4 protein-coding genes are annotated in these 11,413 nt (G+C 34.9%); 2 read left to right on the plus strand and 2 right to left on the minus strand.

Features of this window, described 5'->3' with window-relative positions; genetic code table 11:
* Positions 1 to 124: 124 nt before the first annotated feature.
* Positions 125 to 5,596 (minus strand): mucin-binding protein, encoded by a 5,472-nt coding sequence (locus JCM6256_RS03615; RefSeq protein ID WP_025080446.1) that lies wholly within the window; start codon positions 5,594 to 5,596, stop codon positions 125 to 127.
* Positions 5,597 to 5,924: 328 nt separating this feature from the next.
* A complete protein-coding gene (locus tag JCM6256_RS03620; RefSeq protein ID WP_025080447.1) occupies positions 5,925 to 6,845 on the minus strand; it encodes an ROK family protein in 921 nt (306 codons plus the stop codon).
* A 356-nt stretch (positions 6,846 to 7,201) separates the two neighbouring features.
* On the opposite strand from JCM6256_RS03620, the gene JCM6256_RS03625 reads away from it, so the two are divergent.
* Positions 7,202 to 9,829, plus strand: a complete 2,628-nt coding sequence (locus tag JCM6256_RS03625) for a cation-translocating P-type ATPase (RefSeq protein WP_025080448.1) — start codon at positions 7,202 to 7,204, stop codon at positions 9,827 to 9,829.
* Between the two features lie 215 nt (positions 9,830 to 10,044).
* On the plus strand, positions 10,045 to 11,409 hold the full coding sequence (locus tag JCM6256_RS03630) for an FAD-dependent oxidoreductase (protein ID WP_025080449.1): 1,365 nt from the start codon (positions 10,045 to 10,047) through the stop codon (positions 11,407 to 11,409).
* Positions 11,410 to 11,413 lie beyond the last annotated feature (4 nt).

The raw sequence follows: 11,413 nt of genomic DNA on the forward strand, positions 1-11,413 counted from the left end.
CTTACAACTAATATATCAATTTCTTAGTCTCAAATATTATATACCAGAAAATTATGATGTAAATAGTTTCTGCATATTTGCACCAAAAAAATTCCAAAAGCTTAACACTTTTGGAATTTCTTTACTATTTACGTTGTTTTCTGTTACCAGCTAAACCGAATAAACCAGCAATTGAGGCAAACACCAACCCAATTAAGCCTAATTTATTTTGCTTTTCGCTAGTTTGTGGCAATTCTGCTTGTTCCTTATCTGTAAAATGTACAGGATGAACTTTGTCTAAAACAACGTGCTTATTTACTGTTTCTGTTTTACCAATTACATCCCCGCCACGAACAGAACGTTTAGCATCAGCAGCCACCTTTTTAATTTGCTTAGCAACAGTTTTGTTATCTTCATAAACGGGCTTGCTATCTTTATGTTTTTCAACATAAGTATCTTTTTCTTCGCTATTCTTTACCCAAGTAGGTACATCTGTACCTGGTTCGTTCTCAGAAGACGGATCGCCCGTTGGTGAGCCACCATTATCATCGATATCACCATCGTCACCGTTATTGCCATTTTGCGGTCCATCAGAGTCGGGGGTATTTTCAGTATAAACTACTGTATACTCTTGAGCCTTTTCTTCTGGTTCCATTGGCGTTGCAGGAAGAATTTCCTTTTTACCGGCAGTATATCCTGGAACATCAGCACTCTTGATTGATATAAACGACTTATCCGCAATCCAAGGATTTAATTCAATCACTTCGCCAGTTACAGCATCAGTCTTGCCAGTACGCTTAAAGTGAATCGTTTGAACTTTATCGTCAGCAACTTTAATACCATTTTCATCTACATAATGAATAATAGCTGTAGCCTTACCAGTTAAAACAATGTCGCTGCCATCTTTATTCTTATCACCTGGCTTAGTAGGCCGTATACCGTGCTTTAAGTGGACGAGATATACTTGATCGCTATTGCTATCTTGATCAAGTATAATTGGCGTGCCATTAGTAGCATCAGATACCAATTCATAGCCTTTACCTATTAACTGATCAATCGTATTCACAGTAGAATAATCAATTTGCTCTCCAGACTTGCCGTTCAACATGCCAGAAGTTGAAATCACCTTATTTTCAGTATCATCAACATATTGCACCATGGCACTTTGCTTGGTATGTCTCAAGTGAACTACAAAGAATTGTTCATACTTTGGATTGCCAAACTTGCTTGTAAAGCTCATGGCTTTATCCTTATCGGCCGTCACAAATTGGTCTTGAATATCTAACGCATTATTTCTCGAAGCAGTTTCATCAGCTAAGTTAACAAATTCAAAACCTCTGCTTAATAAGTATTCATTAAATGAATTTTGAGCATTACTAAAATCGATATTGCTATCAGTTACGCCGTGCATATCTTGTTTTTCAAGATCTGTCCCTAAATCATCATCACGGAAAATTACATGTGCCGTTTGAGGATCTGCCTTATAAGTTACAGTGACATGAATATCCTTATCACCAAAGTTAACGGTTTGACCTGCTACATTTGTTTGATCTGGAGTATAGCCCTCGATTTTAGGAGTTGATACATCAGCAAAGTTTTGTGATGTTGCATTAGTCCATTTAGTCTTACCTGTTACCAAATCTTCGATACCAGATTCAGTAAAGTGAACAGTTTGTGCATTATTAGACTGAGCCTGCTTACCATTCTCATAAACATAATGAATAGTCTTTTTGACGTCATCTGTACGATTAACTTGCTTAATGGCATGAATAAAGTGGACTCTAAATAACTGATCACTATTGTCATCATTATCAAACTTCATTGACCTAATTTTAGTTTCATCACTATTTGGAACTAAAACATAGCCCTCATTCATTAATGCTTCAATGGTCTGATTAGTATTATAATTTATCGTTCCGTCTGTTACTCCACTTAAGATAGGAGATTGAGCAATTACTTTATGGTCAGTATCATCGATATATTCGACCATTGCTTCTTGGGCATCTGGCGTATAAGTAACGGTCTTAACAATATCAGTTGTTGTGCCATCAACATCAATTTCTGCAATTTCGGTTACTGGTTGACCATCAACAGTCGCAGTATATCCCTTTTTAACTGGAATACTTACAGCAGGAAAGCTTTGCTCATCATAACTAACTGCTTTAGTTACTTTATCCCTTGTTCCATTAAGAGTTACAGAATTTTCATAAGTTAATCCAGGTAGCTTAGTACCATCTGAAAGCTGATATTGAATTGTTTCTGTGACTGTTTTCACAACCGATTCAGTTCCATGCTTCAAATAAATTACATAGTCCTGATTATACTTACCACCTTGACCAACAAAAATTCTTGGTCTTTCAGTAGTTGAAGCTACAACCCAGTTATCTTGTTCATAGTTCCAACCATTTGTATTCAAAAATGGCATCCCTGGTTGATCAGTATAAACAATCGACTTTTCATGGCCTTCAATTACTTTAGCCTGTTCCTTATATAGATCATCATTTACACCTGTGACGTCTTTATAAATTACGTTAATGTGTGATTGTACATAAGGTAAGACAAAAGTATAGCTAGTACCATCTTCAATAGTTTCAGGAACATTTACCAAAATGGTCTTTGCTAATTTATTAACTGTAATACCATTATCAGCAATTTTTTGATGATTCTTTTCCGCATTAGTTGCAAAATATGAGTTATTTCCATCAAAGTAAGAAGTTTGACCATTTATTTCTTTCTTACTTGGAATATTGAAAATACTATTTTCTCCAAGGTTGCCTTCATACTTGGGCCTAAGGTCTTTTTCAAATTCTCCAACTTTATGTGTTACGAAAATTAATGCTGATTCATTTGGCAACAATTTATTGCCATTTTTATCTACATATTTAATCGTCCGATTGATTGATTTATCTTTTGCCTTTAAATAAACGGTAAGATTAGTTTTATTTGGAGAACGAGAGCTAACGTAAGTCCAACCATTTGTATCATAATCCCATTTACCGTTTTCGTTTTTGGGATTTGTATCGACATTTAAATTATTCATTACCGAAGCAGTAATAACCACACCTTGTGAATCGTAATCCTTTTTATCTAATCCAGTAACATCCTTATAGGTAATAACTGAAGCAGTAGGGACAAGATGATAGATAAAATCAGTATCTTTAGTAAATGAATATTTTAATTTAGTAAGATCTGCCGGTTGATAGTGGTGCCCTTCATATTCAATATAAGATAATTTAAAATGCTTATCTTTAAAGAATTTTGGTAAGGTTTTATATTGATCAGGAACAGTAATTATTTCATCATACGTTTCTTCAACATTATTCTTCTGATACTTAGGATAATACCAACGATCCGAATCAGTTACATATTTAAAATTAGCGTGATATTTCTTAGCTGTATAATTTATATATATATATTCATTACGTTTATCAGGACCGACCTTTTGACTCCAATCTACTGTGACTGAGTTATCGTCAGAATTAAGATTTTCATCAACGGTCTTAACATTATTTGGATCAAAAATATAACCAGGAATAGCTGTATTAACTACCTCTGTAATATTCTTTTCTTCTTCAGTTGGAGTATATGGTTCATCAGTTAAGATTAATTGTTTCCAAAAATCTAAAGTGCCTGGAACGACTTCCCAAGGAGTAAATTCGATTGGCGTATCAATTAAAAGCTTATCCCATTCAACTTCACGATAGTAACGCACTACTTGAGTTTTTAATAATTTTTCTTCACCATTTGGCAAACGAGCAATAACTTTACGAGTAACATTTTTCTCAACTTGAGACAAATTCCAGATTACGGGTACAGTCATATCTTCAACTTTATCACCATTTTTAGTGGTTAAAGTCAAAGTGCCAATTTCTTTATTATCAGAAATAGTTAGTTTATTAGTAATAGGAGAAATAAGACCTTTAATTTGATCATCTGACCAACTTAAAATTCCCCGATCATCGTTTGTACTATTATAATCTGCTATTTGTTCTTTTAACCGTTGAAGAATCTGTGCCTTAATTTCATCTTCAAGATGATTCATATCATTTATTTTAAAAAATGATGGCATCACAAAAGCAAACAAAATATCGTTTTGCTTGTCCATTACATTAATATCATTACTGATATTAGCAACTTTTATATTTAATAACACATCATTATTAGTAATTACAAATTGGTGACTATTACCCCCAGCAAAATCATGGTCAGTAATAATTTTAGCGGCATTAGCGGGAAGTTTAATATCATTAGCAATAACTATTTTATCGTGGTGAACAGTCTGTGGTACCCATAAACCATTGGCAGGATTTTTCACTTCTTTAAAAGGTTCGCCTTGAAACATATTGCTAAAATTCGTAGCATTGCGTAAATCCCAACCTGAAATATTAATTCTATCTAATGCACTATTACCAAACATCCATTGAAAACTTTTCGAATTAGCGACATTCCAGTCTGAAACATCACCAATATCATGAAGGTTCCAAGTATCTCTAAACATATTGTCAAACGATTTACTTTTACCAACATTCCAATGAGCCAAATCACCTAATTTTTCAATATGGCGTGCTTGGTTAAACATACCTGTAAAATCTGTACCATTAGAAACATTCCAGTTAGATAAATCACCAATCGTAATTAAAGATGAAGCATTCTTGAACATCCGAACAAAATTCGTACCATTAGAAACGTCCCAATTAGACAAATCACCAATTGTTTTTAAGTTATCACAGTAATAAAACATTTGACTAAAATTAGTGATATTATGCGTATCTAAATTAGTTACGTCTAAAACTTCAAGCTTCGGATCCGTTCCTGATACTCCAAAACGTGTATCACTAAGTTTTCCGCCAAAGGCATTGGACCAATCGTGATCTGAAGCTACTACCTTACCATTATTATTCTTAGAAATAACAACACTTTGTGGCTGCTTCTTAACAATAATGTTATACATAACTGCTGAAGTAATCTTTACTTTATGTCCTTCGTGAAGCTTACCCGCTTGAATGAAATCTTGATCATTTGGAATAACAATGTGAAGTTTATCTTTACCAATGTAATCAGTTAAATTAATATCTTGATTATTATCCGTATTATATTGCCAGTCGTTAACATTAGCTGGTACATTTTGAAGAGTTGAATCTGATTCTGGATTCTTGGCCTTAGTACTTGAATCATCTGGCTTTACATTAGATTTATCTTTATTAACCTCAGTTGTAGATTGTTCTTTTACTTGTACTGATTGACTTTTCTTTTCGGAGTTTAAATTAACTGTAGTCTTTGAAGTTTCTTTTGCTATTTTTTCATCATTAACTTCATTTAAAGAAGCTTTAACATGTGTAGTATCTGTATCTAAAGAAGCAGTATCTATATCAACTGTATTTTGAGCCTGTTTTTCTGCTGCATTTCCTTCTACTTTATCTGTATTAGAAGTAACTGTAGATTGTTCAGGATGTTGTTCGCGTTTTTCTACGGTAGAAGCAGCTTGATCATCTGCTTTTACTACATTAGAAGTAAATCCAAAAAATGATAAACCTACAATTACTGAAGTCACACCGACACTTAATTTTCTAATTGAATAATGAGGTTTATTTTCAAAATTTGCTCTTAACTTTTTCATTAATATATACTCTGTTCCTTATTACTCTACATTCTATATCTAATAATTTTTTGTAATTATACCCTGAAATTTTCAAAATACTGAAAAAATCAAAATAAATAACATCTAGTATATCTGTTTGAGTAAATTTTCATAATAATAGTAATTACCTCATGCCTAGTATATTAGTTTTAAAGTGCTTCTCATATACCACGTCTTTTAATAAATAGCAAAAAATAACAGAATTATTTTCACAAAAGACTTGACAGATTTTCAATATAAACAAAAAATGAGCCCTATTATGGACTCATTTAAAAGCAACTGTATATATAGTATTAGCAGTTTAAATCTATCTAACTTCCTGACCGTTCAATTCAAGCAGCAGCGCATACAAAGCACCATATAAATTAGTATCATTCTTAAACTTGGCTGCAACAATTTCAGGCGGATTTACTTGATTGCCTAACATTGGATTATTAGTCAAAATTTTCTTGAATTGATGACGAATTTCTTCAATTAAAACTGGTTGTGCGCTAATCCCGCCACCAATGACAACTTTTTCACCATTGATTACAGTTTGAACATTCAAAATCATTACGGCAACATTAAAGCAGAATTGCTTAAAAATTTTCACAGCCTCTTCATTGCCAGCATTAATTGCTTCAAAGGCAGCCTTACCATCATTTAAATTTTCATTGTCAATTTTCTTATTAACGGCTTTTACCATTTGAACGGCTGAACAAAGCGCGCCACTATAAGCATGCATATCTTGAAATCCAGCGCCTTGATTGGTAATCATCCAGCTAAGTTCGCCGGCTTGAAAATCACGACCATGGAGCACCCGATTATCAATTAAAATTCCGCCACCAACGCCAGTGCCAAGTGTCATAACGGCGCCAGTATTAACTTCATGAAGTTCACCAAGCCATTGTTCACATAACGCGGCAGCTTTGCCATCATTTTCTGCACCGACAGGCACGTCATATCTTTTACCTAAAGTTTCCTGCAAATTTAGGCCATCAAGAAACGGCAACGCCCCACCAAAGTGAATGATTTTCTTCTTAGTATCAATCTTGCCTGGAGCACACACAGCGATACCTTCGAACTTACCTTGGTATTTATCTCCGATTTCATACATTGAAGTCATGAATGAATCTAAACTTTCGGTTCTGCTTGGTGTACTGCCCTTTTCAATAATATGCCCTTCTCTATTTATTAAAGCATACTTTAAATTTGTCCCACCAATATCAAAAGCTAAATATTGTGTCATTTTTCTTCACCTACCTAACAAAAAAATAAGCACTATTACAGTACTTATTTTATACCTTTTCCTCCTATCAACTACATATCACCTACTTTTTAAATAAAATTCAATCTTTAAACTAAGGTGTTAATTAACTTTTTCCTTATTACTAAATAATAAGTTGTAAAAACGGTTAGTATATGGTATAAATTTAATATACATATAGGGAGTAACCGACATATATCTGTACTCATGGCGTCATATCACGAAAGCAATTTCCGCTGTGAGTTTAAATGGTGAGACTATTGTATAAGCTCTTGAAGTTTATACGATAGTCTCTTTTTTTGTTTGGGACTTACTAAAAAATAAATTGGAGGGATTTTTTGAAAAAATATTATTTACAATCCAAAGCTGAAGTTTTAAAGGAATTTAAGACGGACAGCAATGGTTTATCAACTAAGCAAGCTCAAGAAAATCTTGCTAAATATGGTAAAAATGCCTTAATTGAAGGTAAAAAGAAAACCGCATTTCAAGTTTTCTTAGAGCAGTTCAAAGATTTGATGGTTATTATTTTAATAATAGCAGCCGTCATCTCAGCTTTTACGGGAGACTTAGAAAGCACCCTGGTAATCATCGCAGTATTAATTTTGAATGCGATTTTGGGTACTGTTCAACATATTAAGGCTGAAAAGTCACTGGAATCATTAAAGTCCCTTTCCTCCCCTAGCGCAAAAGTTTTACGTAATGGAGAAAAGATCGAGATTGATTCTAAGGATGTTGTTCCCGGCGATATTATGCTACTTGAAGCTGGTGACATGGTAACCGCGGACGGACGAATTTTGGATAACTTTTCTTTACAAGTTAACGAAAGCTCCTTAACCGGTGAATCAACCAATATCGATAAAGCGGATGTAGATTTCGATCATGAAATTCCTTTAGGCGATCGTTTGAATATGGTATATTCCAGTTCACTTGTAACTTATGGCCGAGCTAATGTTTTAGTAACCGGCACAGGAATGAATACTGAAATTGGTAAGATTGCTTCCTTAATGAACGAAACCAAGGAACGTCGTACTCCATTGCAAGTATCACTAGACAAATTCTCATCTAAGTTAGCAACGGCTATTTTAATTATTTGTGCGATCGTGCTTGGTTTACAAATTTGGCGTGGTCAGCCAATTATGGATGCCTTGCTCTTCGCTGTTGCTTTAGCCGTAGCCGCAATTCCTGAAGCTTTGAGTTCAATCGTAACCATTGTGCAAGCGATGGGTACGCAAAAAATGGCTAAAGAAAATGCAATCATTAAGAACTTGGCCGCTGTTGAATCTTTGGGTTCAGTATCTGTAATTTGTTCTGATAAAACCGGTACTTTAACTCAAAATAAGATGACAGTTGAAGACATCTATATTGGCGACGAAGTATTGAAGCCTGAACAATTAGACTTAGGCAATCAGCTTCACCGTTACTTACTTTACGATGCAGTATTAAACAATGACTCAAGCTTAAAAAATGGTAAGGGTATCGGTGATCCAACTGAATATGCTCTTTTGGAAATGTACCGCAAAGTACCTGGTATTAACTTGGGTGAAAACAAACAACTTGGTTTATCAGAAAATGATTTACGTGGTTTATTGACCCGTAAGCAAGAAATTCCATTCGATTCTGATCGTAAATTGATGAGTACGAAGCACCTTATTCACAATGTGCCAACTGTCTTTGTTAAAGGTGCGATTGATGTTTTGCTTGACCGCTGTATCAATATTCGTATCGGAGATGAAGTTCGTCCTATTACTGCCGACGATAAGAAAAAGATTTTAGCTCAAAATAATCGTTTTTCCGAAAATGGTTTACGTGTTTTAACCTTCGCATATAAAGAAAATGACGAAGATTTAACCACCGAAAACGAAAACGGCTTTACCTTCATTGGTTTGGTATCTGAAATGGATCCTCCGCGTGAAGAAAGTATTGAAGCCGTTGCTAGAGCTAAAAAGGCTGGTATTCGTACCGTAATGATTACTGGTGACCACAAGGTTACTGCCGTAGCTATTGCGAAGAAAATCGGTATTTTTAACGATGGAGATATGGCTGTAACTGGCCTAGAACTTGACAAGATGAGCGATGAAGAGCTTAAACAAAATATTGAAAAAATTTCTGTTTATGCTCGTGTATCACCAGAAAACAAGATCCGCATCGTTAATGCTTGGCAAGGAAAAGATCACATTGTTTCAATGACTGGTGACGGTGTCAACGATGCACCTGCTTTAAAGAAAGCCGATATCGGTGTTGCTATGGGTATTACTGGCACGGAAGTATCTAAAGATGCAGCAAGTATGATCTTGGCTGATGACAACTTTGCAACAATTATTAAAGCCGTTGCCAATGGTCGTACCGTTTTTGAAAATATCAAAAATGCGATTATGTACCTGCTTTCAGGTAACTTATCAGCCATCATCACTGTATTGTTTGCTTCAATTGGTGGTTTCTCAGTACCATTTATTGCTGTTCAGCTGTTATTCATTAACTTAATTACGGACTCACTTCCAGCTTTGGCAATCGGAATGGAACCAGGATCACCTGATATTTTGGACAGAAAGCCTCGTGATCCTAAAGTTGGTATCTTGGAAAAGAGTTTTGTGACTAAAATCACCTTGCAAGGTGCAATCATTTCTGTTGGCGTTATTACTGCCTTCATGATTGGTCGTCAAACTAGTCCAGCTGTCGCATGTACCATGGCCTTTGCCACTTTGACATTTGCCAGATTGCTTCACGGTTTCAACTGCCGTTCACAACACAGCATTTTTAAAATTGGTTTTAAGAATAACTGGTACAGCTTAGCTGCCTTCGCCGTAGGAACAGTATTATTAGCAATTATTTTATTTGTTCCAGCACTTCACGGCGTCTTCGCAGTAACTCCTTTGACCACTAATCAATTGCTTTGGATTATTGGTCTTGCCTTAGCACCAACAATTATTATTCAAATTGTTAAAGTAGCTAACGAACAAAGAAAATAATTTAGACTTTTACTCAAAAGAAAAATCCTATTAAATCAATGTGATATGATCTGATATGATCCTACTTAAGTAGACAACACAAATATATAAAAGTGTTATCTATGAAAGTAGGATCATTTTTTATTGCTATTTTTAAATAACATGCATACATTTTGCAAAACAAGCTAATAATATTTAATATCTAAATTAGAATAATTCTAATTTAGGAGACAAATATGAACAAAAGAAAAATCATTATTATAGGTGCTTCCCACGGCGGGCACGAATCGGCTATTGAATTACTTGATAAATACGATGATGTTGATGTGACAATTTTTGAAGCAGGTAATTTCATTTCATTCATGTCATGCGGAATGCAATTATTTCTTGAAAATAAGGTAACCACTAAAGACGAAGTTCGCAACTTTAAAGCCGAAGACATCGAGAAAAATGGTGGTCATGTTTACGCAAATCACCAAGTAACTGCTATTCATCCCGATAAAAAGACAGTTACTGTCAATGATCTAACTAAGAACGAAGAAAAAGAAGTTAGTTATGACAAATTAATTTTATCTTCTGGCGTAACGCCAAAAACACTTCCTGTTCCAGGTAATGATCTTGAAAATATTTACTTAATGCGTGGTCGCGACTGGGCTACTAAGCTAAAGAAAGCAACTGAAGACGATGCAATTAAAAATGTCGTTGTTATTGGCGCTGGCTATATCGGTACTGAAGCTAGTGAAGTATTTGCCAAAGCTGGAAAGCACGTAACTTTAATGGACATTATTGATCGACCATTGGGAACTTATCTTAATCCTGAATTGCTTGATATTTTAGAACCAACTTTTAAACAGCATATGGATCTTAAGATGGGGGTTAAAATTACAGGTTTTGCGGGCCACGAAAAAGTAGAGAGCGTTGAAACTGACCAAGGCAATGTTCCTGCTGACTTAGTAATTGTTTCTGCTGGAGTTAGTCCAAATACTGACTGGCTTAAAGATGTTGTTGATCTCGATCAAAGAGGCTGGATTAAAACTGATCCATATCTTAGAACAAACGTTAAAGACGTTTACGCAATTGGGGATGCAATTTTGCCACTTTCAATTCCGGCTGGCAAGCCAATGCCTATTGCTTTAGCAACAACTGCTCGCCGTGAAGCTCAATATCTTGTTGATCATATTTTTGAAGATAAACCAAGTCGTGAATTTAAAGGCGTAATTGGCGCTTCCGCATTAAGTGTTTTTGACTATAACTTTGCGACAGTCGGATTAAATAAATTTTCAGCCGAAAAATGTAAGATTCCACATAAGACAAGTTTTTACAGTGATTCAATGTGCCCCGCTTATGTTCCTGAAAAAGATAATCCAAAAGTTTACGTAAGTTTAACCTTTAATCCATACACTCATCAAATCTTAGGCGGTGCTGTCCTTTCTAAATACGACATAACTGCTCAAGGCAACGTTTTAGCATTAGCTATTACTCATAAAATGACCTTAGAAGATTTAGCTGAGCAAGATTTCTTCTTCCAACCAGAATTTGATCGTCAATGGAGTTTATTAAATTTAGCTGCTCAGCACGCTTTAGGTATGGCTAGATTTTAATGAA

Origin of the sequence: Lactobacillus hamsteri DSM 5661 = JCM 6256, assembly GCF_000615445.1 — a bacterium.
Classification (GTDB): Bacteria; Bacillota; Bacilli; order Lactobacillales; family Lactobacillaceae; genus Lactobacillus; species Lactobacillus hamsteri.

Excerpts from the sequence above, each read along its gene's own strand:
- JCM6256_RS03620 (WP_025080447.1), bottom strand. The coding sequence starts at position 6,845 with ATGACACAATATTTAGCTTTTGATATTGGTGGGACAAATTTAAAGTAT.
- JCM6256_RS03615 (WP_025080446.1), bottom strand. The coding sequence starts at position 5,596 with ATGAAAAAGTTAAGAGCAAATTTTGAAAATAAACCTCATTATTCAATT.
- JCM6256_RS03630 (WP_025080449.1), top strand. The coding sequence starts at position 10,045 with ATGAACAAAAGAAAAATCATTATTATAGGTGCTTCCCACGGCGGGCAC.